This window comes from Micromonospora sp. L31, from assembly GCF_052068075.1.
GTDB classification, from domain to species: domain Bacteria; phylum Actinomycetota; class Actinomycetes; order Mycobacteriales; family Micromonosporaceae; genus Micromonospora; species Micromonospora purpureochromogenes.
Genome location: NZ_JBQHDC010000003.1, coordinates 494,311 through 519,562, shown reverse-complemented (window position 1 = coordinate 519,562; position 25,252 = coordinate 494,311). Strand labels below are relative to the sequence as shown.

General features: G+C 74.2%; 24 protein-coding genes. 16 read left to right on the top strand and 8 right to left on the bottom strand.

From position 1 onward, the window contains the following. Positions 1–34 precede the first annotated feature (34 nt). On the bottom strand, positions 35–700 hold the full coding sequence (locus ACTMS9_RS12110; protein WP_441164925.1) for a potassium channel family protein: 666 nt from the start codon (positions 698–700) through the stop codon (positions 35–37). Continuing rightward, positions 690–2,024, bottom strand: a complete 1,335-nt coding sequence (locus ACTMS9_RS12105; RefSeq protein ID WP_441142268.1) for a TrkH family potassium uptake protein — start codon at positions 2,022–2,024, stop codon at positions 690–692. Before ACTMS9_RS12105 ends, ACTMS9_RS12110 begins: the two co-directional genes overlap by 11 nt. Positions 2,025–2,167: 143 nt before the next feature. Between ACTMS9_RS12105 and ACTMS9_RS12100 the strand changes: the two genes are divergently transcribed. Beyond that, the gene (locus ACTMS9_RS12100; RefSeq protein WP_441164924.1) at positions 2,168–3,304 is read left to right on the top strand and encodes a glycerophosphodiester phosphodiesterase; all 1,137 of its coding nucleotides are present in this window, start codon (positions 2,168–2,170) and stop codon (positions 3,302–3,304) included. A gap of 437 nt (positions 3,305–3,741) precedes the next feature. On the opposite strand, the gene ACTMS9_RS12095 is transcribed toward ACTMS9_RS12100, so the two are convergent. Further along, the gene (locus ACTMS9_RS12095; protein WP_231925276.1) at positions 3,742–4,008 is read right to left on the bottom strand and encodes a GntR family transcriptional regulator; all 267 of its coding nucleotides are present in this window, start codon (positions 4,006–4,008) and stop codon (positions 3,742–3,744) included. Positions 4,009–4,284: 276 nt separating this feature from the next. On the opposite strand from ACTMS9_RS12095, the gene ACTMS9_RS12090 reads away from it, so the two are divergent. The 10 genes from ACTMS9_RS12090 (at position 4,285) to ACTMS9_RS12045 (ending at position 13,663) form a co-directional block, all read left to right on the top strand. Then, on the top strand, positions 4,285–4,587 hold the full coding sequence (locus ACTMS9_RS12090; protein WP_441164923.1) for a DivIVA domain-containing protein: 303 nt from the start codon (positions 4,285–4,287) through the stop codon (positions 4,585–4,587). Further along, positions 4,584–4,877, top strand: coding sequence for a hypothetical protein (locus tag ACTMS9_RS12085; protein WP_441164922.1), 294 nt, complete (start codon positions 4,584–4,586; stop codon positions 4,875–4,877). Before ACTMS9_RS12090 ends, ACTMS9_RS12085 begins: the two co-directional genes overlap by 4 nt. Positions 4,878–5,132: 255 nt before the next feature. After that, complete coding sequence (locus ACTMS9_RS12080; protein ID WP_441142271.1) at positions 5,133–6,338, top strand: substrate-binding domain-containing protein; 1,206 nt, start codon at positions 5,133–5,135, stop codon at positions 6,336–6,338. A gap of 3 nt (positions 6,339–6,341) precedes the next feature. After that, a complete protein-coding gene (locus ACTMS9_RS12075; protein WP_334571236.1) occupies positions 6,342–7,085 on the top strand; it encodes an ABC transporter ATP-binding protein in 744 nt (247 codons plus the stop codon). Further along, on the top strand, positions 7,082–7,810 hold the full coding sequence (locus tag ACTMS9_RS12070; protein ID WP_441164921.1) for an ABC transporter ATP-binding protein: 729 nt from the start codon (positions 7,082–7,084) through the stop codon (positions 7,808–7,810). The genes ACTMS9_RS12075 and ACTMS9_RS12070 overlap by 4 nt, the downstream gene beginning before the upstream one ends. After that, complete coding sequence (locus tag ACTMS9_RS12065; protein WP_441142273.1) at positions 7,807–8,697, top strand: branched-chain amino acid ABC transporter permease; 891 nt, start codon at positions 7,807–7,809, stop codon at positions 8,695–8,697. The genes ACTMS9_RS12070 and ACTMS9_RS12065 overlap by 4 nt, the downstream gene beginning before the upstream one ends. Then, a complete protein-coding gene (locus ACTMS9_RS12060) occupies positions 8,694–9,818 on the top strand; it encodes a branched-chain amino acid ABC transporter permease (protein ID WP_357618148.1) in 1,125 nt (374 codons plus the stop codon). The genes ACTMS9_RS12065 and ACTMS9_RS12060 overlap by 4 nt, the downstream gene beginning before the upstream one ends. Positions 9,819–9,991: 173 nt before the next feature. Beyond that, positions 9,992–12,112 carry a DEAD/DEAH box helicase gene (locus tag ACTMS9_RS12055; protein ID WP_441142274.1) on the top strand — a complete coding sequence of 707 codons (2,121 nt, stop codon included), beginning with the start codon at positions 9,992–9,994 and terminating at the stop codon, positions 12,110–12,112. A 158-nt stretch (positions 12,113–12,270) separates the two neighbouring features. Then, a complete protein-coding gene (locus ACTMS9_RS12050) occupies positions 12,271–12,498 on the top strand; it encodes a heavy-metal-associated domain-containing protein (protein ID WP_441164920.1) in 228 nt (75 codons plus the stop codon). Beyond that, positions 12,491–13,663 carry a hypothetical protein gene (locus tag ACTMS9_RS12045; protein ID WP_441164919.1) on the top strand — a complete coding sequence of 391 codons (1,173 nt, stop codon included), beginning with the start codon at positions 12,491–12,493 and terminating at the stop codon, positions 13,661–13,663. Before ACTMS9_RS12050 ends, ACTMS9_RS12045 begins: the two co-directional genes overlap by 8 nt. Positions 13,664–13,691: 28 nt before the next feature. Here ACTMS9_RS12045 and ACTMS9_RS12040 read toward each other — a convergent pair whose 3' ends face one another. Continuing rightward, positions 13,692–14,108 carry a helix-turn-helix domain-containing protein gene (locus ACTMS9_RS12040; RefSeq protein ID WP_441164918.1) on the bottom strand — a complete coding sequence of 139 codons (417 nt, stop codon included), beginning with the start codon at positions 14,106–14,108 and terminating at the stop codon, positions 13,692–13,694. Between the two features lie 257 nt (positions 14,109–14,365). Between ACTMS9_RS12040 and ACTMS9_RS12035 the strand changes: the two genes are divergently transcribed. Further along, complete coding sequence (locus tag ACTMS9_RS12035; RefSeq protein ID WP_441164917.1) at positions 14,366–14,806, top strand: hypothetical protein; 441 nt, start codon at positions 14,366–14,368, stop codon at positions 14,804–14,806. A 54-nt stretch (positions 14,807–14,860) separates the two neighbouring features. Here ACTMS9_RS12035 and ACTMS9_RS12030 read toward each other — a convergent pair whose 3' ends face one another. Further along, positions 14,861–16,018 carry a class I SAM-dependent methyltransferase gene (locus ACTMS9_RS12030; RefSeq protein WP_441164916.1) on the bottom strand — a complete coding sequence of 386 codons (1,158 nt, stop codon included), beginning with the start codon at positions 16,016–16,018 and terminating at the stop codon, positions 14,861–14,863. 250 nt (positions 16,019–16,268) lie between these two features. Further along, positions 16,269–17,948: a DEAD/DEAH box helicase gene (locus tag ACTMS9_RS12025; RefSeq protein WP_441142278.1), complete on the bottom strand. Its 1,680-nt coding sequence runs from the start codon at positions 17,946–17,948 to the stop codon at positions 16,269–16,271. A 291-nt stretch (positions 17,949–18,239) separates the two neighbouring features. Here ACTMS9_RS12025 and ACTMS9_RS12020 point away from each other — a divergent pair, with 291 nt between their 5' ends. Further along, positions 18,240–18,887 carry a ferritin-like fold-containing protein gene (locus tag ACTMS9_RS12020; RefSeq protein ID WP_441142279.1) on the top strand — a complete coding sequence of 216 codons (648 nt, stop codon included), beginning with the start codon at positions 18,240–18,242 and terminating at the stop codon, positions 18,885–18,887. Between the two features lie 57 nt (positions 18,888–18,944). Here the strand turns inward: ACTMS9_RS12020 and ACTMS9_RS12015 are convergent, their stop codons facing one another. Both ACTMS9_RS12015 and ACTMS9_RS12010 read right to left on the bottom strand, forming a co-directional pair. Continuing rightward, positions 18,945–19,172: a DUF3107 domain-containing protein gene (locus ACTMS9_RS12015; protein ID WP_334449574.1), complete on the bottom strand. Its 228-nt coding sequence runs from the start codon at positions 19,170–19,172 to the stop codon at positions 18,945–18,947. Positions 19,173–19,237: 65 nt separating this feature from the next. Next, positions 19,238–19,876 (bottom strand): TetR/AcrR family transcriptional regulator, encoded by a 639-nt coding sequence (locus ACTMS9_RS12010; RefSeq protein ID WP_280837012.1) that lies wholly within the window; start codon positions 19,874–19,876, stop codon positions 19,238–19,240. Positions 19,877–21,166: 1,290 nt separating this feature from the next. Between ACTMS9_RS12010 and ACTMS9_RS12005 the strand changes: the two genes are divergently transcribed. Genes ACTMS9_RS12005 through ACTMS9_RS11995 form a run of 3 tightly spaced genes read left to right on the top strand, consistent with a single transcriptional unit; the run spans position 21,167 to position 25,186 of the window. Continuing rightward, complete coding sequence (locus ACTMS9_RS12005) at positions 21,167–23,281, top strand: hypothetical protein (protein WP_441164976.1); 2,115 nt, start codon at positions 21,167–21,169, stop codon at positions 23,279–23,281. A gap of 46 nt (positions 23,282–23,327) precedes the next feature. Continuing rightward, positions 23,328–24,302 (top strand): alpha/beta fold hydrolase, encoded by a 975-nt coding sequence (locus ACTMS9_RS12000; protein ID WP_441142281.1) that lies wholly within the window; start codon positions 23,328–23,330, stop codon positions 24,300–24,302. Positions 24,303–24,307: 5 nt separating this feature from the next. Then, a complete protein-coding gene (locus ACTMS9_RS11995; RefSeq protein ID WP_441164915.1) occupies positions 24,308–25,186 on the top strand; it encodes a DUF3152 domain-containing protein in 879 nt (292 codons plus the stop codon). The last annotated feature ends 66 nt before the right edge of the window (positions 25,187–25,252 follow it).

Below are 25,252 nucleotides of genomic sequence, written 5' to 3'. Positions count from 1 at the left end.
ACGAAGGGGGGCAAGAGCAAGGGGAAGTGACCGGTCAGCCGAGGTTGGCGAATTGCTGCACCTGAGCGATCGTCCCTTCGACGATCAGCACGGTGCCCTTGCTGAGCACGGTGTCCGCGGTGGCGTACCGGAAGCGTTCCTCGGGGAGCTTCGCGCCGACCACCAGCACGCCGTAGCGCTCGGGGGCCAGGTCGCGCAGCGACCGGCCGACCAGGGACGGCGGCACCGGCACCTTGGCGATGGCGAAGTCGTCGCCGAACTCGATGAAGTCGAGCATCCGGCTGACGATCAGGTGCGCGACCCGTTCTCCGGTCTCCGCCTCGGGGAAGATCACGTGGTGGGCGCCGACCGAGGCGAGGATCCTCGCGTGCTTGTCGGAAGTGGCCCGGGCCCAGATCTGCGGTACGCCGATCTCGGTCAGCGCCACGACGGTGAGCACGCTCGCCTCCAGCGACACGCCGATCGCGACCACCACCCGCCGGAAGTCGGCCAGGCCCAGCTGGCGCAGCGCGTCCTCCTCGGTCGCGTCCGCCTGCACCACCCGTTCCAGGTACGGCGCCCAGCGCTGGACCTGATCCGAGTCCCGGTCGACGGCGAGCACCTCGTGGCCCAGCCGGGTCAGCGCGCCGGCCAGGTGGCAGCCGAACCGGCCCAGCCCGATCACGGCGATGGCGCCGTCGCTCGTTCCTCTAGCCGACAATGGGTTGCTCCTTCGGGTAGTGGTACAGCCGGCGCCGGGTGTTCAACGCGATCGCCGAGCCGAGGGTGAGTGGCCCGACCCGGCCGATGTACATCAGGACGGTCAGCAGGTACTGGCCCTGCTCGGGCAGGTTCGGGGTGAGCCCCACCGACAGGCCGGTGGTGCTGAAGGCCGAGGTCACCTCGAAGAGCGATTCGTTGAACCGGACCCCTTCGGTGATCAGGATCAGTCCGACCGTGCCGATGACCACCAGCGCCACGCTGAGCAGCGCCACGGTGAGCGCCTGCCGCTGGCTCGAACCGACCACCCGCCGCCGGCCCACCACGACATCGGGCTCGCCGCGCAACTCCGCCCAGATCACGAAGGCGAGCAGGAAGAACGTGGAGACCTTGATGCCGCCGGCGGTGCTGGCGCTGCCACCGCCGATGAACATCAGGGCGATGAGCAGGGGATAACTCTCCTCGCTCAACCACTCGATGTTGATCACGTCGAAGCCGCCGGTGCGGCTGAGGGCGATCTGCGTGAACGCGGCGAGCACCTTGCCGGGCGCGTCGTACGTGCCGATGGTGCGGGGGTTGCCCCACTCGGCGAGCAGCAGGGCGAGGAAGCCGCCCGCCACCAGCACCACGCTGCCCCAGATGGTCAGCTTGGTGGCGACCGACCAGCGGGCGGGGCGGCGCCAGCGCCGGGCCGCCTCGAACAGGGCGGGAAAGCCGAGGCCACCGATGATCGCGCCGATTCCCAGCGGCAGCGCCACCCAGGGGTCCCGGGAGAAGGCGAGCAGGCCGTCGGAGTAGAGCGTGAACCCGCCGTTGTTGAAGGCCTGGATCGAATGGAAGGTGCCGGACCAGAGCGCCCGGCCGGGCGGGTAGCCGTAGGCCAGCCAGAGCCGCCCGCTGACGACCAGGGTCATCAGCGCCTCGGTGACCACCACCGTGGTGGCGATGCGCGCCAGCAGCCAACCGACGTCGCCGACGCCGTACTCGGCCGTCTCGGCCGCCACCAGCAGCCGGTTGCGCAGCCCGAGCTGCCGGGACACCGCGAGGCTGACCAGGGCCGCGCCGGTGAGGATGCCCAGGCCGCCGATCTGGGTGAGCACGGTGATCATCGCCAGCCCGAACCCGTTCCAGTAGTTCGGGGTGTCGTTGACGGCCATGCCGGTGACCGACACGGCGGAGGTCGCGGTGAACAGCGCCGTGACCAGCGGGGTGTAGCGCTCCTCGCTGGTCGCCCAGGGCAGCATCAGCAGGCCGGTGCCGATCGCGATCGCCACCAGGAAGCCGAACGGCACCAGCCGGACGGGGTGACGAAGGAACCGGCGCACCAGACAATCTTCCGGTTCCGGGCATCTCCGGGTCGGTGAATGGCGTATCCCGCAGGGTTCACCGGCCGGTCAGCCGCCGACCAACTGGCGGTCAGCCCGGACCGGTCTGCTGGGCGGCGACCAATCGACGACAGGAGACGGCGTTGCGACGTACCCTTTCCGCCTTCGGCCTGGCCGCCGCCCTGCTCGCGGTGGCCGTTGCGGTCCCCGGCTCGGCGTCGGCCCGCGAGGACGACGCCGACCGCGCGGACCAGGCCGGCCGGGACCGGGCCAGCCACCGGCCCATCGTGATCGCCCACCGCGGGGCGAGCGGCTACCGCCCCGAGCACACCCTGGAGGCCTACCGGCTGGCGATCCGGATGGGCGCCGACTACATCGAACCGGACCTGGTCTCGACGAAGGACGGCGTGCTGGTCGCCCGGCACGAGAACGAGATCTCGGGTACGACCGACGTGTCGACCCGGCCGGAGTTCGCCGGACGCAAGGCCACCAGGACCATCGACGGGGTCGCGGTCACCGGCTGGTTCACCGAGGACTTCACCCTCGCCGAGCTGAAGACCCTGCGCGCCAAGGAGCGGCTGCCGCAGGTCCGGGTGGCGAACACCGCCTTCGACGGCCGGTTCGAGGTGCCGACGTTCCAGGAGGTCATCGACCTGGCCCGCACCGAGAGCCGCCAGCGGGGCCGCACCGTCGGCGTCTACCCGGAGACCAAGCACCCCAGCTACTTCGCCGCCATCGGGCTGCCGCTGGAGGAGCCGCTGGTCGCGGTCCTGCGAAAGAACCGGCTGACCCACCGGCACGACCCGGTCTTCGTCCAGTCCTTCGAAACCGCCAACCTGCGCAAGCTGGACGCGATGATCGACGTGCCGCTGGTGCAGCTCCTGGACGCCGCCGGTCGCCCGTACGACTTCACCGCCGCCGGTGACGCCCGCACCTACGCCGACCTGGCCACCCCGGCGGGGCTGGCGTGGATCGCCGACTACGCCGACGGTGTCGGCCTGAACAAGAACCTGATCGTGCCCCGCGACGCCACCGGAAAGCTGCGGGCGCCGACCACTGTCGTCCGCGACGCGCACCGGGAGCGCCTGGTGGTGCACGCCTGGACCTTCCGCGCCGAGAACCAGTTCCTCCCGGCCGACTTCCGGATCGGCGCCGACCCGAACGCCCGCGGCGACATCATCGCCGAGTACGAACTTTTCTACAGCCTCGGCCTGGACGGCGTCTTCGCCGACCAGCCCGACACCGCGGTCGCCGCCCGCGCCGGCCTCGCCGAGCGCTGACGGCAGCTCGCTGCCCCACCCCGACCGCCGCGCCACCGCGAGCCGCGCCCACCGGCCCGGCTCGCGGTGGCGAAGGTTCCCCGTCGGGTACGCGGAAAGGGGGTGTCCGGTCCGGCCGGGCACCCCCTTCTCGTCGGCGGCGGTACGCAGCCGAGTGGGCCGGGCGCTCCGAGCGGAGCCTGTTGACCTGGGCCGAGCCGCAGCCGCTGCCGGGAGTGGGGTGGTGTCATTGCGACCCTTTAGAGCTGATGACGTAAACGAATCAGCCCTGTCGGGGTGGGTGCCGCGACGGGCGGAGATTGCGCTCCACGTCAGAAGTAGGTGTCGCTCGGCCGCAGCGGCCCACTACCAGGCGAATGAGCACGATCTTGCGGGATGGCGCACGGCTGCCAATCGGCTGAGTCGTTTACGACATCAGCTCGAAAGGCTCAGAACCCCTACTGCGCCGGGCGCTCCGCGACGTAAGTGCCACGGCCGGGCTGACCGATGATCAGTTCACGGTCGTGCAGCAGTGAGAGGGCGCGGTACACGGTGCCGGTGCTGACGTCGTAGATCTTGGCAAGTTCGCTGGTAGACGGGAGCTTGTCGCCCGGCTTCAGTTCGCCGCTCTTGATCTTGCCGGCGATCTCGTCGACTATGCGCCGGAATGATGGCTGTGCAGTGGGCATGGTGAGGACTCCGGTTGGTTCGGCAGGTCCGATCATGCCTGACTTGCTTGAGTAACTGCAATAAGTAGAGCTGGCGTAACCGTGTGGGGTCGACTTGCTGTAACTGCTGTAGTAGGTTGCTGGATGTCCGGCTCCGGTTGGTTCGGCAAACCCTGGGGGCGGACACCCAAGGTTGGCTCCGGGGTCGTACCGCCGAGGAGGGCTGCGGTCGCGGGGCCGGCGGCCCGGTCCGCGTCCCCTATCGGCGGACCGGGCCGCCTCCAGTGCGACGACCCGCGATGACGCGATGACGCGACGACCGGAAGGTGGCTCATGCGCAACGTGCTCTCCCTGTTCCGCCGCGCCCCACGGCGCCACCCGCACCGTCCGCCGAACGCCGGCTGGTACCGCTCGGCGTCGTGCCGGCCGCTGACCGCGGGACAGATCCGCGAGCAGCAGTTCCATCAGGTACGACGCGGACTCGACCCGGTCGAGGTGCACGCGTTCCTCCATCGGGTCGCCGCTGAGCTGGCCAACGCTCGGCGCGACCTGGCGCTGACCACGGAGGAGAACGTCCGGATCAAGCGGGCGTTGCGGAGCTGGCAGTCCCGGTTCACCCCGGGCGCGCGGTGGTGAGTCCGGCGCGGTTCGTCGTGCACCTGCCGGTGGTCGCCGCCGACCTGCCCGCGGGGCTGCGCCTCGCCCGTGCGATCACCCGGGCGCTCGGGTTCCTGCCCGAAGTGGACGGCGGTGGCACCACCGTGTCGGCCGAGGACGCGCAGGGCGTACGCCACTGGGTCTTCTGCGACCGGTTGCTCGACGGCGGCCGACGCTGCCCGCGCCCGGCCGACCACGACGGCGCCTGCAACGCGCCACTCCGGCCAACTGGCGAGTGGAACACCATGGGTGCCGAACGACCGAGGTGACACCCGTGGTGTTCCACCGGTGGGCTGAGAAACGGCCGGAGATGCCGGGGGCGATGGCGGGACGCGACACAGGGGCGGGCCGGGTGGTGGCGGTACAAGCCACCGCGAAGCGGGATGTAACCTTCACCCGCCCGGCGATTGTTACGGCCGGCCACCCCGTCCGTATCACTTGTGTGCCGGGGCCACATAGCCCGTGGGTGACGTCACTTCTAGCGTGAGCCGACAACATGCTTCCTGTCCTCACCTGGAGTCGCGATGACGGTCCGGCACACGCGGCGGGCGTTCCTCTCCGCCGCCACGATGATGGCCGCGGCGCTCGCCGCCACGGCCTGCGGCAGCCCGCAGGACACCGCCTCGGGTGGCGGTGACTCCGCCGCCCCGGTCAAGGTCGGCCTGGTGTACTCCCAGTCGGGTGCGCTGGCCAGCTACGGCAAGCAGTACATCGAGGGGTTCAAGGCCGGCCTCGACTACGCCACCAAGGGCACCGGCAAGGTCGGTGACCGCAAGATCGAGCTCACCGAGGTCGACGACGCCGGCGACCCGGCCAAGGCGGTCTCCGCCGCCAAGGACCTGATCGGCAAGGGTACGAAGATCATCGCCGGTTCCACCGCGTCCGGCGTCGCGCTCCAGGTCGCCCCGATCGCCGCCCAGAACAAGGTGCTGTTCATCTCCGGCCCGGCCGCCACCGACGCGATCACCGGCGCGAACAAGTACACGTTCCGCTCCGGCCGGCAGTCGTACCAGGACGTGGTGACGGCCAAGTCGTTCATCGGCGACCCGGCCGGCAAGAAGGTCGTCGTCTTCGCACAGGACGGTGCCTTCGGCGACGCCAACGAGGCCGCCGTGAAGGCCGTCATCGGCGGGGCCGGGGCCAGCGTCAGCAGCGTCCGCGCCCCCGCCAGCGCCACCGAGTTCACCCCGTTCGCCAGCCAGATCAAGGCCGCCAAGCCGGACCTGCTCTTCGTCGCCTGGGCCGGCACCACCGCCCCGGCCATGTGGCAGACCCTCGACCAGCAGGGCGTGTTGAGCTCGACCACGGTCGTCACCGGCCTGGACATCCGCGCCTCCTGGCCGACCTTCGGCGCCGCCGGCAGCAAGATCTCCTTCCTGTCGCACTACTTCGACGGGGCCAGCGACACCGAGGCGTCGAAGGCCGCCAAGGCGAAGATCCCCGGCGGGACCATCGACCTGTTCCACCCGGACGGCTTCGCCGCCGCGCAGATGGTCGTCCGCGCCGCGCAGGAGGGTGGCGACGACGTCGAGAAGATGGTCAAGGCCCTCGAAGGCTGGACGTTCGACGGGGTGAAGGGGTCGATGACCATCCGCGCCGGTGACCACGCGCTGCTCCAGCCGATGTACCAGGCCAAGCTCTCCGGCAGCGGCACCGCGTTCACCGCCGCCGCCCAGAAGAGCCTGACCGGTGACGAGACCGCGCCGCCGGTCACCCAGATGAAGGGCTGAACCGTGCTCGCCACCCGCGGTCTGACCTGGCGGATCGGAGAGGTCGCCATCGTCGACAGCGTCTACCTCGACCTGGCGCCCGGGGAGTTCCTGGGCGTGATCGGGCCGAACGGCGCCGGCAAGACCTCCCTGTTCAACCTGATCACCGGCCTGCGCCGGCCCACCGAGGGTCGGATCCTGCTGGACGGGGAGGACGTCACCGCCCTCCCCCCGCACCGGCGGGCCCGCCTCGGGCTGGGACGCACCTTTCAGGCGTCCTCGGTCTTCGGCTCGCTCACCGTCCGGGAGAACGTCCGGCTCGCGGTGCAGGCGTACCGCGGGGGCTCGATGAAGCTGTGGCGGCGGGCGGCGGCCGACCGGGAGGTGGCCGCCGCCGCCGACGCGGCGCTCGACCGCGTCGGCCTGCACCACCGGGGTACGGCGCTCGCCGGCACCCTCGCCCACGGCGAGAAGCGCAAGCTGGAGATCGCCCTGCTGCTCGCCGGGGAGCCCCGGGTGATGCTGCTGGACGAGCCGATGGCCGGCGTCAGCGCCGAGGACGTGCCCGAGCTGGTCGCGGTGATCAAGTCGCTGACCGGCGACAGCGGCCGGGCGGTGCTGATGGTCGAACACCACATGGACGTGATCCTGGAACTCGCCGACCGGATCGCCGTGATGCACCACGGCGCGCTGCTGGCCTGCGACACCCCGGACACGGTGATGGCCAACGCCACCGTCCAGGAGGCGTACCTGGGGGAGTCGCTATGAGCGAACCGGTTCTCAGTGTGGAGGACCTGTCCGTGCGGATCGCCGGGCTGCACATCCTCCAGGGCGTGTCGTTCACGGTCGCGCCGACCGGCGTCACCGTGCTGCTCGGGCGCAACGGCGTCGGCAAGACCACCACGCTGCGCGCGATCGTCGGCCTGACGCCGCCGGGCGGCGAGGTCCGGGGCGCCATCCGGATGGGCGCGCAGAGTCTGCTCGCCCGCCCCACCCACCGGCTGGTCCGCGGTGGTCTCGGCTACGTGCCGGAGGACCGCTGCGTCTTCGCCGGCCTCACCGTCGCAGAGAACCTGCGGCTGGCCGAGCGGCGGGGCACCACCCCCGCGTACGACAAGGTCTTCGCGCTCTTCCCGGAGCTGGACCGGCGCGGACGGCAACGGGCCGGCTCGCTCTCCGGCGGGCAGCAGCAGATGCTCGCCATCGGCCGGGTGCTGCTCAACGACAACCGGCTGCTGCTGGTCGACGAGCCGACCAAGGGGTTGGCGCCGAAGGTGGTGACCGAGGTGGCCGAGGTGCTGGAACGGGTGGCCGAGTCCGTGCCGGTGCTGCTGGTCGAGCAGAACCTGGCCGTGGTCCGGCGGCTCGCCCGCGACGCGGTGGTGCTCGCCGCCGGCAAGGTGGCCTGGGCCGGCAACGCCCAGGAACTGCTGCTGGAGACCGGACTGACCAAGTCGCTGCTCGGGGTCGGCTCGGCGGAGGTGCACTCGTGACCACGGTGATCCTGCTGGCGCTGACCGGGCTCGGCCTGGCGGCGCTCTACTTCCTGGTGGCCTCCGGACTCTCCCTGGTCTTCGGCCTGGCCGACGTGCTCAACTTCGCGCACGGGCTCTTCCTCGGCGTCGGCGCGTACGCGACCTGGTGGGCCGCGGGCAACCTGCCCGGCGCCGGCTCCGACGGGTTCGGCTTCGTGGTGGCCGTCGTCTTCGGGGTGCTCGCCGGTGCCCTCGTCGCGGTGCTGGTGGAACTGGTGCTGATCCGGCCGCTCTACTCGCGGACCATCGAGCAGGTGCTGGTCACCGTCGGCCTGTCGCTGGCCGGGGTGGCGCTGCTCCAGGCGACCTGGGGCGCCGACGCGCGCCCGTTCCCGCGCCCTGAGTGGACCCGTCAGGTGACCTCGATCTTCGGCGCGAACGTGCCCAACGGCGGGCTGCTGCTGATCGTCGCCGCGGTGCTGGTGCTCGGCGCGCTGCTCGCCTTCCTCCGCTGGACCCGCTACGGCCTGGTGATCCGGGCCGGGGTGGAGAACCGGGAGATGGTGACCGCGCTCGGCATCGACGTCCGCAAGGCGTTCACCCTGGTCTTCGCGATCGGCGGGGCCGCCGCCGCGCTGGCCGGCGCGCTCGGCAGCGTCTACTTCGGCACCGTCTCGCCCGGTCAGGGCGGCTCGCTGCTGATCTTTGCGTTCATCGTGGTGGTGATCGGCGGGATGGGCTCGGTGGTCGGGTCCGCGTACGCCGCGGTCGCGGTGGGGCTGCTGCAACAGTTCGTCAACTACTACGGCGAGTCCGGACTGGGCGACATCTGCGTGGTCGGGCTGCTCGCCGTGGTGCTGCTGCTGCGTCCGCAGGGCTTCGCCGGAAAGGTGGCAACGGCATGACCGAGGTCAAGAGTCCCGAGGTCCCGGCTCCGCCCGCGGCGGTGCCCGACGAGCTGACTCCGGGACGCCGCCGCTGGCACGGCGTACGGCCGTGGCTGCCGCTGGCGGCGCTGGCGGTGGCGGCGATCCTGCCGTACTCGACGGTCAGCCTGCCGGGGATCTTCGAGGGGCCGCTGAACTCGCCGGGCACCCTGCAACTGCTCGCCGTCTGCCTGGTCTTCGGCGGGCTGGCGGCCGGCTACGACCTGCTGTTCGGCCGTACCGGGATGCTCTCGTTCGGGCACGCGCTCTACTTCGCCGCCGGCGTGTACGGCACGGACATCCTCGTCACCCGGGCCGGCCTGCCGCTGTGGCAGGCGGCGCTGCTCGCCGTCACCGGGGCGACGACCCTGGCCGCGCTGCTCGGCGCGGTCGCGCTGCGCACCGTCGGAATCGCCTTCGCCATGGTGACGCTCGCCTTCGCCCAGGTCGGCGCGATCCTGGTGGCCCGGGACTTCGGCGGGTGGACCGGTGGTGAGGAGGGGCTGCCGCTGGACGTGTCCGGGCTGCCGCCGGCCCTGGTCGGGGTGACCAACACGGTCAACCTGTACTGGCTGGCGCTGGCGTACCTGGCGGTGGTGGTCCTGGTGGTGCACCGGGTCTCCGGCTCGCCCACCGGGCGGGTGCTGGCCGGGCTGCGCGACGACGAGCGGCGGATCGGGGTGCTCGGGCTCGACCCGTACCGGTTCAAGCTGGTGGCGTTCACCCTGGCCGGCGGCCTCGCCGCGAGCGGCGGGGTGGTCTACTGCCTGATCGTCGGCGGCGCCTCGCCGCACATCACCTCGTCGGAGCTGACCCTGTCGCTGCTGGTGATGGTGGTGCTCGGCGGCCCCGGCACCCGCTGGGGCCCGGTGCTCGGCGGCATCCTCTACATGTACCTGGACCACCGCCTCACCGCCTTCGGCACCAGCGACGCCGTGGAGAGCCTCCCGGCCGTCCTCAGCCGCCCGCTGAGCCAGCCGCTGTTCGTCCTCGGCACCGTCTTCATCCTGGCCGTCTACTTCTTCCCCGGCGGCCTGGCCAGCCTCACCTCCCGCCTAACCCCCCTCCGCACCGCCCTAACCCCCCGCCGCCCCCACTAACCCCACCCCGTCTCGACCCCGTCTCGACCCCGTTGATCATGAAGTTATTGCCGCGACGCGCCGGGCGCGGTGGCGATAACTTCATGATCAACGGGGTTCCCTGCCGCCAGACGGGCCGCCGCCCAGCAGCGCTGACCAGTGAGGGTGGGTCGGGCACCTGGTAGAAATGCCGGATGAGCCAGGATCGGGCGGCGGTACGGGAGCGGGCCGAGGCGGTGCTGCGCCGGCTGGCCGGCGAGCACGCCCGGCTCCGCGAGGACCAGTGGCGGGCGATCGAGGCGCTGGTGGTGGACCGGCGCCGGGTGCTGTGCGTCCAGCGCACCGGCTGGGGCAAGTCGGCGGTCTACTTCGTGGCCACCGCCCTGCTGCGGGAGCACGGCGAGCACGGGCCGACCGTGATCGTCTCGCCGCTGCTGGCGCTGATGCGCAACCAGGTGGAGTCGGCGGCCCGGGCGGGCATCCGGGCCCGCACCATCAACTCCGCCAACCTGGACGAGTGGGACGAGATCACCGCCGAGATCCACGCCGGCGCGGTGGACGTGCTGCTGATCAGCCCGGAACGGCTCAACAACCCGGACTTCCGGGACACCGTGCTGCCGAAGCTGGCCGCCACCACCGGGCTGCTGGTGGTGGACGAGGCGCACTGCGTCTCCGACTGGGGGCACGACTTCCGGCCCGACTACCGCCGGCTGCGTACCTTCCTCGGCAATCTGCCGGAGCGCACCCCGGTCCTCGCCACCACCGCCACGGCCAACGAGCGGGTCACCGCCGACGTCGCCGAGCAACTGGGCGACGCCCTGGTGCTGCGCGGCACCCTCGACCGCGAGTCGCTGCGGCTGGGCGTCCTGGACCTGCCCAGCCCGGCGCACCGGCTGGCCTGGCTCGCCGACCACCTGGACCGGCTCCCCGGCTCCGGGATCATCTACACCCTGACCGTGGCGGCGGCGGGGGAGACGGCCGAGTTCCTCCGCTCCCGCGGCTGGTCGGTGGCCTCCTACACCGGGCAGGCCGACGACGCCGACCGGCGGGCCGCCGAGCAGGATCTGCTGGACAACAAGATCAAGGCGCTGGTCGCCACCTCCGCGCTGGGCATGGGCTTCGACAAGCCGGACCTCGGGTTCGTGGTGCACCTCGGCGCGCCGCCCTCGCCGATCGCCTACTACCAGCAGGTCGGCCGGGCCGGCCGGGCCGTGGAGCACGCCGAGGTGCTGCTGCTGCCGGGTGTCGAGGACGCGGCCATCTGGCGCTACTTCGCCTCGCTCGCCTTCCCGCCCGAGGAGCAGGTCCGGGCGGTGCTCGGCGCGCTGCACACCGACCGGCCGCTCTCCACCCAGGCCCTCGAACCGATGGTCGACCTGCGCCGGGCCCGGCTGGAGCTGATGCTCAAGGTGCTCGACGTGGACGGCGCGGTCCGCCGGGTCCGCGGCGGCTGGCTGGCCACCGGCGAGCCCTGGGTCTACGACGAGGCCCGGTTGCGCCGCGTCGCCCAGGCGCGCACCGCCGAGCAGCAGGCCATGCGGGAGTACGTGACCACCTCCGGCTGCCGGATGCGCTACCTGCGGGAGTGCCTGGACGACGCCGGCGCGGGCGACTGCGGGCGGTGTGACCGCTGCGCCGCGCCCCTGTTCACGCCGGAGGTCTCCGACGCCGCGTTGACCGCCGCGCAGACCTTCCTCGGCCGCCCCGGCGTGGAGATCCCGCCGAAGAAGCTCTGGCCGACCGGGTTGGACGCGGTCGGCGTACCCCTCAAGGGGCGGATTCCCCCCGGCGAGCAGGCGCTGCCCGGGCGGGCCGTGGGACGCCTGTCGGACCTGGGTTGGGGTGGGCGGCTGCGCGGCCTGGTCGGCCCGGAGGCGGCGGACGGCCCGGTCCCCGACGACGTGGCGGCGGCGGTGGTGGAGGTGCTCAAGGCGTGGGCGCACGGTGACGACCCGTGGCCGCGCCGCCCGGCCGCCGTGGTCGCCGTCGGGTCCCGCACGCACCCCGCGCTGGTCGGCTCGCTGGCCGAGCGGATCGCCGCGGTGGGCCGGCTGCCGCTGCTCGGCCAGGTGGTCCCGACCGGCACCGCCGGGGCCGGCGGGCCGCGCGGCAACAGCGCCCAGCGGGTACGCGCGCTGCACGGGGCGTTCGCCGTGCCGGACGAGCTGGCCGACGCGCTGGGCGGACTGGACGGGCCGGTGCTGCTGGTGGACGACCTGGTCGACTCCGGCTGGACGCTGACCATGGTGGCCGGGCTGCTGCGCCGGGCCGGTGCCCCGGGCGTGCTCCCCCTCGCCCTCGCCGTCGCCGGCTGAGGACCCCCGCGGTCGACGCGGCTCCCCGCAGTCGCCGCGGTTCCCGCTGGTCGTCGGCGGGTGCGGGCGGAAAGTTCCCGGCGCGGGTGGATTGCGACCGTCGCCACGCTGGGCGTCCGGACGGCGGACGGCAGCCGGGTCGGCGGTACCGTGGGCGCATGGCCGAGGGAAACGTCACGCACACCTATGCCGTCACCGGGATGACCTGCGAGCACTGCGTGCGCGCGGTCACCGAGGAGCTGTCCGCGCTGCCCGGCGTCGACGAGGTGCGGGTCGACCTGGCGGCCGGTACCGCGACGGTGACCAGCACCGCGCCGCTGTCCGAGGCGTCGGTCCGGGCCGCCGTGGACGAGGCGGGGTACGAACTGGCCGTCGGCGGTGCCTGAGCACCCGCCCACCCCGCCGGTCCCGCCCGAGTCCGCCGGCGGCGAGCGCTCCGGGGTGACCGACGCCCAGCCGGCGGCCGACGCGCGTCCGCCGGTGCGCGACCGGCACCCGGTCGAGGGCGGGCGGTCCGGCCCGGCCGACGCGCACCCGGTGGGCGACGCGGGTCCGCCGGTGTTCGGGGTGCGTCCGGCCGACGACGAGCGGGGTGAGCTGATCGACGCACTCCCGACCGGTGCGGTCGGCGGGCCGCCGGTGGGGGCGGACCGGAGCACCCTGCGGCTGGCGCTGACCGTCGGCGGGCTGGTGCTCGCGGTGCTGCTCGGCTTCGGCCTCGGCCGGGCCAACCCCGGCCCGGGCACGCCCTCGGCGACCAGCGCCGCCGCGACCACCGCCGACCACCCCCACGCCCCCGGCACCGGCGCGCACGACCACGGCGCCGGCACCGACCAGGCCGCCGACAGCGGCGCGGGCGGTCTCTCGGTCAGCTCCGGCGGCTACACGCTCACCCCGTCGGCCGTGGAGTTCGGCGTCGGCCGGTCCGGCGAGTTCCGCTTCCAGGTACGCGACGAGCGGCGCCGGCCGGTCACCCGGTTCGCCGTCGTGCACGACAAGCCGATGCACCTGGTCGTGGTGCGCCGGGACCTCAGCGGCTACCAGCACCTGCACCCGACGATGGCGCCCGACGGCACCTGGTCCGTACCGCTGACCCTCGGGCAGCCGGGCGTCTGGCGGGCGTACGCCGACTTCACCGCGGTCGCCGACGACGGCCGGCAGACGGCGGCGACCCTCGGGGTGGACCTGGTCGCGCCCGGCGGTTACGTCCCTCGGCCGCTGCCCGCCCCGGCCACCACCACGACCGTCGACGGCTTCACCGTCGGGTACGAGGGCACCCCGGAGGTCGGCAAGGCCCTCCCGCTGCGCTTCACCGTCAGCGCCGGTGGCGCCCCCGCCGCGCTGGAACGCTACCTCGGCGCGTACGGCCACCTGGTCGCCCTCCGCGAGGGGGACCTGGGTTACCTGCACGTGCACCCGGTGGCGACGCCCGCGGGCGACCCGGTCACCTTCTGGGTGACCGCCCCCGGGCCGGGCCGCTACCGGATGTACCTGGACTTCCAGGTGGCCGGCGTGGTGCGCACCGCCGAGTTCACCGTCACCGTGCCCTGACGACGACGGCGGCCGGGTGGCCGGTCGCTCAGCCGGCTCGGCGGACCGGGCGGCGGGCCAGGTAGCGGAGCAGGTCGCGGATGTGGTGCTTCTCCTCGGCCGGCACGGTCGGGTTGGCCAGCCGCTCCAGGATGACTCGCACGTCCGCCTCGACGGGGGAGTCGTCGACCCGGCGGCGCGGCGCGGGACCGGCGTCGGGCAGCCCGAGCGCCCGGAACGCCGCCGCGACGGGCAGGTCGAGGGCGGCGCAGAACCCGCGCACCTTGGCCAGCTCGGGATAGTCCTGCCAGTCGCCGGCGAGCCAGCGGAAGACGGTGGAGCGGCCGACCCCGGTGTGCGCCGCCAGGTCGCTCACCGTCCAACCCCGCTCGTCGCGGGCGTCGTCGATGGCACGTCGCACGAAGCGTGCGAAGGCCATCTGCGGTGATACCTCTGCGGAACCCATTCCTGCGGGGTCTTCCCTTCCCGGCCGGAGCCCAGATTCGGTGCGCCCCTCCCAGGGTAGTACGACAAGGCGTCGGAGCCGTCGACCGATCGACCCGAGGGTCCCGCCGACCGGACTTCGGCGTCGGTGGGCGTCACGTCCCGGCATTTGTGCCGGTCCTGTATCCAGCGTCGATAGTCAGATATCAACTAAGCTCGACGCGCCGGCGCCACCAGCGACGTGGCGCTGACGAGTCCGGCGCACCGATGAGGAGCAGCATGGCCGACCCCGTCCTTCCGGTGCCGCACCGCCCGGGTGCGGTCAGTATGTTCTTCGTGGCCAAGGCCGGCGTGTTCGCCCTCGGCTTCTGGATCTGGCTGCTGGTGCTGGTGCTGACCGGCGACGACGCCACCGGCGCGCACGTGCTGGCCGCCACCGGCGCGATCACCACCACCCTGGTCGGCGTGGTGCTGGGCATCCGGCTGGCGTTGCAGCACAGCGCCGCCGTCCGGCACGCCGAGTTGAAGCGGCTGCTGGTCGACATCTCCTGGAACGCTTTCGCTGCGGCCGGCAACGCCGAGACGTCGGGCAAGGTCGTCCCGTTCCCCACGGCATCGGGCGAGGACGAGCGATCGTCGCGGGACCGGACCTCGGTGTTCGACCGGGCCCCGGGGGGCGAGCGGTCGGGGCGGAACCGGGGCGGCGATCGCCGTCGCTGACCCGCGCCGCCGCCGACCTCGGGCGGTCGGACGGGTGTTTGGGCCAGCCCGGTCTCAGGCTGTCGGGCCGGCCTCGGTCAGTAGCGTCTCCAGGCGCGGGGTGATCCGCCACTGGTCGACCAGGTCCTGGTACTCGGCCCGCTGCGCCTGCGTCGGCGCGGTGCCGGTACGGCGGGCCCGGATCAGCAGGTTGCGCGGGGTGTGCCGGGAGTCGACGAACTCCACCACCTCGGCCCGGTAGCCGTGCAGCCGGAGCAGGCCGGCGCGCAGCGAGTCGGTGAGCACGTCGGCGAAGCGTTCCCGCAGAATGCCCTGCCGGGTCAGCAGCTCGTACGGCGCGGGAGCCGGGTGCGCGCGTAGCTGCGCGGCGATGTCGTGGTGGCAGCACGGGGCGGCGAGCACCCAGCGGGCGTCCCAGCGCACCGCGCGGGCCAGCGCCTCGTCGGTGGCGGTGTCGCAGGCGTGCAGCGCCAGCACCAGGTCGGGCGCGGGCTCGACCACCGCGTCGGCGATGGTGCCGGCCACGAAGGAGACCCGGTCGGCCCAGCCGAGCCGCTCGGCCAGCTCGGTGTTGCGCCGCCGCTGGTCCTCGCGGACGTCCACGCCGACCAGCTCGACGTCGAGGCCCCGCTGGGTCAGGTAGCGGTGCGCGGCGAAGGTCAGGTACGCGTTGCCGCAGCCCAGGTCCACCACCCGCAGCGGGCCGGTCAGCTCGTCGGGGAGCGTGGCGGCGAGCGCGCGCAGGAACGCGTCGACCTGGCGGCGCTTGGCGGCCGAACCGCCGATCTCGGCGAAGATCGGGTCGCCCGGGTCGAGCAGGTACTCCTTGGCGCGGTCGTGACCACCCGGCTCGGCCTCCGGGCGGCTCGCCGCGGCCCGGTGCACCTGCGCCTCGCCGGACTTGGTCACCCGGAGCTGGAGCGTGGCGTCAGCGGTCTCCACGTGCCAGTTGCCGAACGGCTCGGCCAGCAGCGCGTCGACCGCCGCGCCGGCCTCCGCCCCCGGAGCCACGTTGCGGGTGTACGGCCGGGCGCCGTCGGAGGTGGAGATCTGCAACCGGGGGCCGGCCTTGAGCGCGACCGGGCGCAGCTCGGCGCGGACCACCGAGGGGCGCTGCCCACGGCGGCGACCGGCGGCGACCGCGCGGGTCAACGCGGGGTCGAGCAGCAGGGCCCGGACCTCGGTCAGGGCGGCGTCCAACGGTTCCGGCATTCCACCATCTTCCTTCCTGGTCCGGGCCGCCCGTCGGCAGGCCACCGCATGGTGCCGTGCGTCGCTCGTCCACCGCGCCGGACCCCGGTCCCCGGCGCGTCGACCGACACTGGAGCACCCTTTGCTCTGCTGCCTCGACGGCAACGCTGCGGTCGACGTCAGGAGCCCCAAGAAGGCCGAGAGCCCGCACCGGAAAAGGGACGTCCCCCGGACCGGTGAACGGTGCGGGGGACGTCGGGTGTCGCAGCGGTCAGTCGGCGATCGCCTCGGCCGGGGTACCGGCACCGGAGCCGCCACGGCGGCGCCGGCGACGGCGCGGCTTCGACGACTCGCCCTCGGCGGCGGCCACGGCCGGCTCCGGGGAGCCGGCGTCGGTGGCGACCGCCGCGGTCGACTCGCCCGCGACCGCCTCACCGGCCCGGCGGCGACGCCGGCGGCGGGGGGTGCGGGTGCCTTCCTCGGCGGCGGCGTCGGCCGGCGCGTCGGCGTCCGGCGTGCCGGCGTCGGAGTGACCGCCGCGTCGGCGCTCGCCCCGGCCCCGGCTCTCGCCCCGGCTCTCACCACGGCTGTCGCCGCGCCGGGAGCCCCGGCCGCTCTCGCCGCGCCGCGGCCGGCCGCCCAGGTCCTCCTCGACCTCCGCGGAGAGCCCGGCGCGGGTCCGCTCGGCGGTCGGCAGGGTGCCGGTGATCTCGGTGGAGATGCCGAGGTCGGTGTAGAGGTGCGGAGAGGTGTGGTACGTCTCCGGCGGCTCCGGCATGTCCAGGCCGAGCGTCTTGTCGATGATCCGCCAGCGGGGCATGTCGTCCCAGTCGACGAAGGTCACCGCGACGCCCGTGGCCCCGGCCCGGCCGGTACGACCGATCCGGTGGGTGTAGGTGTCCTGGTCCTCGGGGCAGTCGTAGTTGATGACGTGGGTGACGCCACTGACGTCGATGCCCCGGGCCGCCACGTCGGTGGCGACCAGAGTGTCGATCTTCCCGGCCCGGAACGCCCGCAGCGCCCGCTCACGGGCGCCCTGGCCGAGGTCGCCGTGGACGGCGGCCACGGCGAAGCCGCGGAAGTCGAGGTCCTCGGCCACCCGGTCGGCGGCCCGCTTGGTACGGGTGAAGATCATGGTCAGTCCGCGCCCCTCGGCCTGCAGGATCCGGGCCACGATCTCGACCTTGTTCATCGAGTGGGTGCGGTAGGCCAGCTGCTGGGTCTGCGGCGACGGGCCGGTCTCGGCGGTGTGCCCGGCGTGGATCGTCATCGGACGGCGCAGGAAGCGCCGGGAGAGCGTGACGATCGGATCCGGCATGGTCGCCGAGAAGAGCATGGTCTGCCGGTCCTCCGGCAGCATCGCCAGGATCTTCTCGACATCGTCGAGGAAGCCCAGGTCGAGCATCCGGTCGGCCTCGTCGAGGACCAGCGCGCGCACCCGGTCGAGCCGCAGGTGCTTCTGCTTCTGCAGGTCCATCAGCCGGCCGGGCGTGCCGACCAGGATCTCCACGCCCTTGCGCAGCGCGTCGATCTGCGGCTCGTACGCCACGCCGCCGTAGATCGGCAGCACCCGGATGCCCCGGGTCCGGCCCGCGGCGGCGAGGTCCTTGGCGACCTGGATGCCCAGCTCGCGGGTGGGGACGACGACCAGTGCCTGCGGCACGCCGTCGCTGCCCTCGCCCGGCGCGAAGACCCGCTCCAGCAGCGGTACGCCGAAGCCGAGGGTCTTGCCGGTGCCGGTCGGCGCCTGGCCGATCATGTCGGTGCCGCGCAGCGCGATCGGGATCGCGTACTCCTGGATCGCGAAGGCGCGGGTGATGCCCGCCGCGGCCAGGGCCTCGACGGTCTCGGGCCGCGCACCGAGCGCGGCGAAGGTGGGAGCCTCCGGACGGACCGGGGCGGTGGGGGCCAGTTCGTGGCCACCCAGCTCTTCGAGAATCTGTTCGCTCATCTGGATCTGGGGGTGCCCTCTCGTGGTGCGCCCCGTCTTGTCCTCAGGGCGCGTTCGGTATGGCGCGGGCCACGCGGTCGGCGGCGGATTCGCCGAGCCGGACCGGGCCGCACGCGCGCCGCAGGCAGGACTTCGATCAGATCGGCGCCCGCGGCAACTGCTCCATACTACCCGAGCGGCCCTGCGCACGTCCCGGAGCGCGGTGGCCGGGTCTCCTCCGGGGGTGCGAATTGTGACCTGTGCCACTGTCCCGGGGGCTCGGTGTGGCGGTTTGGGCGGTACCCTGCGCTCGTGTCCGCCCCGACAACACCCGAGGCCGTGGTCGACCTGCTCGGCCTGGTCGCCTACGGCGAACTGCTCGCCTTCGACCGGATGGCCGCCGACGCCCGGCTCGCCCCCGACCTGCGCCGCCGGGCCGCGCTGAGCGAGATGGCCGCCGTAGAGATCGGCAACTACCGGCGCCTTTCGGACTGGCTCACCGCCCTCGGGGCGACGCCTGACGACGTGATGGCCCCGTACGTGGAGCCCTTGCAGGCGTACCACGACTCCACCGAACCGAAGGACTGGCTGGAGGCGGTGACGAAGGCGTACGTCGGGGACGCCATCACCGACGACTTCCTCGGCGAGATCGCCGACCGGCTGGACGAGCCGTACCGGCGGCTGGTGCGCGACGTGCTGCACGAATCCCGGTACGCCGACTTCGCCGCCGCCGAGATCCGGGCCGCGATCGAGACCGACCCCCGGGTGGCGAACCGGCTCTCCATGTGGGCGCGGCGCCTGGTGGGTGAGGCGCTGTCCCAGGCGGGCCGGGTCGCGGCGGCGGACCGGGGCGCGCTGACCGCGCTGATCGCGCGGGACGGCAGGGACGTGCAGGCGACGTTCCGCCGGCTCACCGCCAACCACACCGCCCGGATGGCCGCCGTCGGGCTGAACAACTGATCCGCCCGGTCGGGCCCGGCCCGCGGCGGGCGCACCCGCCGCGGTGGCCGGACCGGATCAGCGGACGGTGAACCCGACCGCCCGCGGGGACGCCTCGGCGATCTCGACGTAGGCGACCTTGCTGACCGGCACGATGACCCGCCGGCCCTTCTCGTCGGTCAGGGACAGCGTCCCCTCGTCCTTGCCGAAGGCGTCGGTCACGATCTGCTCGATCTCGGCCGGCGACTGCGCGCTCTCCAGAACCAGCTCGCGCGGCGCGTACTGCACGCCGATCTTGACCTCCACTGTGCCTCCTCAGGTGGGCGAAAGAGCCGCCGATGGGAAGGCTATCCGATCTCGGGGCCGGATGTTCAGGCTGACTCACCTTGCAGCGGGAAGCTCGCGATCCCACGCCAGGACAGCGCCGCGACCAGCGCCTCCGCCTCCGCCTTGGGCACCTGGCGACCGCCGGCCAGCCAGAACTGGGCGGCGGTCTCGGCGGCCCCGACCAGACCGGAGGCGAGCAGTTCGGCGTGCGCCCGGCTGACGCCGGTGTCCGAGATGATGGTGTCGGTGATCGCCGCGATGGCGCCCTGCTCCACCCGCTCGACGCGCTGCCGCACCGCCGGGTCGTTGCGCAGGTCCGACTCGAAGACGAGACGGAACGCCTCGCTCTCGTGATCGACGAAGTCGAAGTAGGCGCGGACGGAGGCCTGGACCCGCTCCTTGTTGTCGCTGGTACCGCTCATCGCGTCGTGCACCTTGGCGACCATCGCGTCACAGTGCGTGTCGAGCAGCGCCAGGTAGAGCTCCATCTTGCCGGGAAAGTGCTGGTAGAGCACCGGCTTGGAGACCCCCGCCCGCTCGGCGATGTCGTCCATCGCGGCGGCGTGGTAACCCTGCGCGACGAACACCTCCTGCGCCGCCGCGAGCAGCTGCTTACGTCGCGCCGAGCGGGGCAGCCTGGTGGGCCGGCCGGCGGTCTGCGCACCGTTCCCCACAGCGGTCATGGGAACCTCCGAGTTTCTTCGTACGAGCCGGCACTTTTACCCCGTACCGGTCTGGGGCATGTTCCCCGGTCCCGGAATTGGCCCGCCGCTGTAACTTATCGCCACTGTCACCACACGGTAGCCTCAGCGGGGGCGACCAAGGAGCGCGCGGTGAGTGAAACAGGGCAACCCGGTGCCGCCACCCCGGGAGAGCACGGTGACGGGACGGGTCAGCAGGACGACCTGGCCCGTTCCGTCAGCGGGTGGGCACCCCCGGCGACCGGGTGGTCCGGCGGGGCCGACGCCCCCGCGTACCGGGACACCGTCGCCCCCTGGCACCGGCCCGACCCGGCAACCGGCTGGGACGCCTCCTCCCCGCGCCACGGCGACCTGCCGGCGCCGCTGACCGACCCCGAGCTCGACCCCGCGCCGCGTAACGGACGCGCCCACCTCAACGGCGTCGGCCACCCCGGCGAGGAGCCGCGCGGCCGACCTTCCCCGGTGAGCGCCCCGCCCGCCGACGCCCCCCGCTTCGGCGCCGACCTGCGGCGGGACGCCGACGGCGATCGACTGGTCGTACCGGCGCAGCGGCCGGCACCCCCGCCCGAGCAGCAGTCCGGATCGGCCGACCCGGACGCCGCCGCGCGGCACTCCTCCGAGGAGCCGCCGCGACTCAGCCGCTGGGCGGACGGGGGCCTGCCCACGTCCGCGCCACCGGCCGTGCAGGTCCCGCCGGTCGGCACCGCCGCCTCCGGCTTCGAGGTCCCCCCGGGTTTCCACGCGCCCCGGCCGGACCGGGGACAGCCCGACCGGGCCGAGGCCGACCAGTTCCCGCCCGACGTGTCCCGCGCCCGGGCCGACCGTCCCCACCCCGGCTCCGCCGACGAGTCGACCGGGGCCCGCGGCGGCGACGAGGCGGCCGCCGGGCTCGGCGAGCCGGACCCGCACGCCGAGCAGCCCTACGCCGGTCACCGGCCCGCCGACGAACCGGACTGGTCCGGCCCGAGCTGGAACCGGCCGAGCTGGGGCGGCGGCTGGGCGCCGCCGTGGGCCCGCGAGGACGAGCCGCCGACGAGCCGCCGGTCCCGGTCCGACCGGACCCCGGAGTGGTCGGCCGAGCCCGACCGGCCGTACGAGCCGGTGCGCGCCGAGCCGGCGCGGCCGTACGAGCCGGTCCGGGCCGAGCCCGCCCGCCCCTACGAGCCGGTGCGGTCCGAGGAGCCCCGGCCGTACGAGCCGACCCGCGCCGAGCGGGAGGCCCGGGCCGAACGGGAACCGTCGACCGACCGGCCGGCCCCGGATCGGTCCGCCGTGGACGCAGCCGCCGGATGGGCGGATTCCCGATCCGCCACCGCGCCGCCCTCCGCGCCGCCCTCCGCCGCCCCCCGCAGCGCCCCGCCGGCCGCCGCGCCCGCCAGCGCGCCCCCGGTCGTCGCCCCCGCCAGCGCGCCGCCCGCGGCCGCGCCCGCCAGTGCCCCGCCCGCCGCCGCGCCATACGGCGAACGTCCGGCGGGTACGGCCTACGGTGCGTCGCCGGCCAGCGGTTCCTACGGTTCGGCGCCGTCAGCCGGGTCGTACGGTTCGGCACCGAGCACCGAGCCCTCCGGCTCGGCCGCCGGGTCATTCGGATCGGCGCCGGGCACGGGGTGGTACAGCCGGCCGGAGCCCAGCGGCTCCTACCGGACCGCACCGAGCACCGGGTCCTACGGCTCGACGCCCACCCCCGCGCCGCCGGCCGAGGCTCCGGCCGCCGCGCCCTGGAGCGCCCCGCCGGCCGCCGCGCCCCGGAGCGCTCCTCCGGCCGGCGCGGCCGCCCCCTACAGCGCGCCCCCCGCCCCCGCCCGGGCGCCGGCCGCCGACAGCAGTCCGACCACCGACCGGGTCGACCGGCCGTTCCGGCTCCGGTCCGTGCCGGCGGAGACCGCCAGCGCCCCGGCGGAGCTTCCCGGCCACCCGCCGACCCCCACCGGTCCCGGCGCCGCGCCGGATCCCGCCACTAGCGGGCCACGCCGCCTGGACCGCCCCTCCTCCGCGCCCGCTCCGACGAGCGCACCCCCTTACGCGGCCCGCCGCTCCGCACCCGATCCGGCGCCTCCGGCCGAGCCGGCCGTGGAGGACGGGACGCCGGAGCCCGGCGCGGTGGTGCTGCCGCAGCGCGTCCCCGCCGAGCCGGACGTGCCCGTTGTGCCGGAGCCGCCAGCCGTGGAGCCACCCGCCGAGACCCCCGAACTCGCCCGCATCGCCACCCACCTGCGCCGCGACGACGAGCCCGCCCCGCTGCGGGAGCGGCCGGAGGGCTTCGACGTCAACGCCATCCTCGACGCCGTGCGGGAGGTGGCCGGCGTGCGCGACGCCGCGTTGCGCCGTACCCCGGCCGGCGCGCACAGCCTCCGGCTGGACCTCGCCGACGGGGCCGACCCGGCCGAGGTGAGCCGGATGGTGGCCCGACTGCTCCAGGAGCGGATGGGGCTGGCCGCGGCCCCGCAGAACCTGCCCGGCACGACGCCCGCCCCGGCGCCGTTGCGGCGCCGCTCCGCCGAGACCCGCGCGCCCGAGACCCGTGCCCCCGAGCCGCGGGGCGCCGAGCCGCGCCCCGGCGAGGCGCCGGCCCGGCCGCGCGACGCGGAGTCCCGCCCCGGCGACCTGCGCCGGCAGGAGCCCGGGGCCGGCCCGTCGAGGCGGTCCCGTTCGGCCGATCCGTCGGGTGAGGGTCGCGCACCCGCCGGCACCGGGCGCGGCGTCGCCGACCAGCCGCCCGGGGCCCGCCCGGCGGCCGAGGCGGCCACCGCGGCCCCCGCGCCCGGCCGGGTGGAGGACTACCCGGGCACGGTCGAGGGGGTGCCGCGCCGGCGCCGGCAGGTCTCCGCGCACCGGGGCCGGGCCAGTGTGGAGGAGGCGAGCTCGGCCTCCGCGCCGCCGGCCACCGGCAGCCCGGTCACGCTCGGCACCTCGTACTCCGGCGGGCAGCTGACCACGACGGAGAGCGCCCCCTCCCGACCGCTGGACACCGGCGGCGCGCCGGGGCCCCGGGTGGTGATCGACCATGTCCAGGTGAGCACCTTCGGTCTCGACGCCACCGTCGAGGTACGCCTGCTCGCCGGCGGCGAGCAGGCGGCCGGGCACTCCAGCGGGCCGGCCGTGGACGGGTACGTCCTGCGGCTCTGCGCGGTCGCCGCCGCGGCGGCGGTGGACCAGCTGCTGCGGGGCGCCGACGGCACGGCCGAGCGCGGGCGGTGCTTCGTCGAGCACGCCGCGGTGGTGCCGTTCGGCAACTGCGAGGTGGCCACGGTGGTGGTCCTGCTGGTCTGCGACGGCTGGGTCGAGCAGCTCGCCGGCTCCGCGCTGGTCGCCGGTGACCCCCGGCAGGCGGTGGTCCGCGCGACGCTGGCCGCCGTCAACCGGCGCCTGGAGGCGTTGCTGGCCTGAGCGGCTCGGTGTTCGCCGGCAGGTCGTGCTGGGCACACTGGGAGGCATGAAGCGAGCCGCTCTCTGGCCCGAGCATCTGCTGCCCCCGCACCACGTTCCGCCGCCCTGGCCGGGCCGGGAGGTACGCCTCGACGGCACGGTCACCTACGTCCGGGACACCCCGGCCACGAGTGCGGACGCGGAGCCGGCGCTGTACGTGCACGGGCTGGGCGGCTCGTCGCAGAACTGGACGGACCTGGCCGGCCTGCTCGCCCACCGGCTCGACGGGCAGGCCATCGACCTGCCCGGGTTCGGGCGCAGCGAGCCGGGGCGGCGCTACACGATCCCGGCCTTCGCCGAGCGGGTGGTCCGTTGGATCGAGCACTCCGACCGGGGGCCGGTGCACCTGTTCGGCAACTCCCTCGGCGGGGCGATCGCGGTGCACGTGGCGGGGCTGCGGCCGGAGCTGGTGCGTACCCTCACGCTGGTCTCCCCGGCGCTGCCGTTCCTGGACTTCCGCCGCTCGTTGCAGGGGCGGATGCTGCCGCTGCTGGCCATCCCGCGCGGGGAGCGGCTGGCGGCCTGGCGGTTGGCCCAGCTCGCCCCGGAGGTGATGGCCCAGCAGGTGCTGGAGGCGTGCTTCGCCGACCTGAGCCGGCTCAGCGAGCAGCGCCGGCAGGAGGCGCTGGAGGAGATCCGGGTGCGCTACGAGGCCGCGCACTACGCCGCCGCGTACGTCCGGACGTTCCGTGGCCTGGTCTCCAGCTTCCTGCGCTCGTACCTGCCGGGGGCGGGGTCGATGTGGCGGATCGCCGCGTCCGTGCAGGCCCCGACGCTGGTGGTAGGCGGCCTGCAGGACAAGCTGGTGGACGTGCGGGTGGCGCCGCAGGCGGCCCGGGCGATCCCGGACAGCCGGCTGATGATGCTCGAAGGGGTCGGCCACGTCGCGCAGGTGGAGGTGCCGCGCACGGTGGCGCGGGCGGTGCTGCACCTGCTCGCCGAAACGGAGGAGGCCGGGAGGCGCTCCGACATGGCAGGATGACCCGGATGCCCGAGTTCCTCCCCCACGGTCACCGCGCGCGTGCGACCCCCCGTGGCCGCCGCGCGCCCGTCGGAGGCCGTCGCTGGACGGTCCTGCTGCTGGCCATGCTCGCGGTGGTGGTCGGTGCGGGCGGGGCGCTCTCCGCCGGCCGTCCCGGGGCGGTCGCCGGGACGCTCGCCGCCGGGACGCCCGCCCCTCGGCCGACCGCCGCGCCGCTCACCCCGTCGCCGTTGCCGGTGGTCACCCCGAGCCCGTCCGCGACCAGCCCGGCCCCGCTGCTCCAGCTCGCGGGCCCGGTACCGTCCGCCGGGCGGGGCAGTTTCGGGTACGACGACCGGGCCGGTCCGGTGCTGGGGCGGGGTGGCCCGGTGCAGCGGTACCGGGTGGCGGTGGAGAACGGCTCCGGTGAGGACGTGCACGCCTTCTCCGAGGAGGCGCAGGCGGCGCTGGCCGGGCCCGGGAGCTGGGTGGACAGCGGGCGGCTGCGGCTGCGCCGGGTGCCGGCGGGCGAGGCGTACGACTTCACGATCTACCTGGCCACGGCGACCACGGCGGGGCTGATGTGCCGGGCCGGGGGAGTGGACATCCGGGTGGGCGGCCGGCCGTACACGTCGTGCCGGGCGTCGGGGAAGGTGATCATCAACCTGGACCGGTGGCGGACCTCGGTGCCGCACTTCGTGCGGGCCGGTGTGCCGCTGTCGCTCTACCGCACCTACGTGGTCAACCACGAGGTGGGCCACCAGTTGGGGCACCGCCACGAGCGCTGCCCGGGGCCGGGCCGGCCGGCGCCGGTGATGCAGCAGCAGTCGCTCTTCCTGGACGGCTGCACCGCCAACCCGTGGCCGTACCTCGACGGGCGGCCGTACACCGGCCGTCCGGTCTGAGCCCCGCCGCGCGATCTGAAACATACTCACGTTGCCGACCGGAAAAGCGCTGATATGCCCGATTAG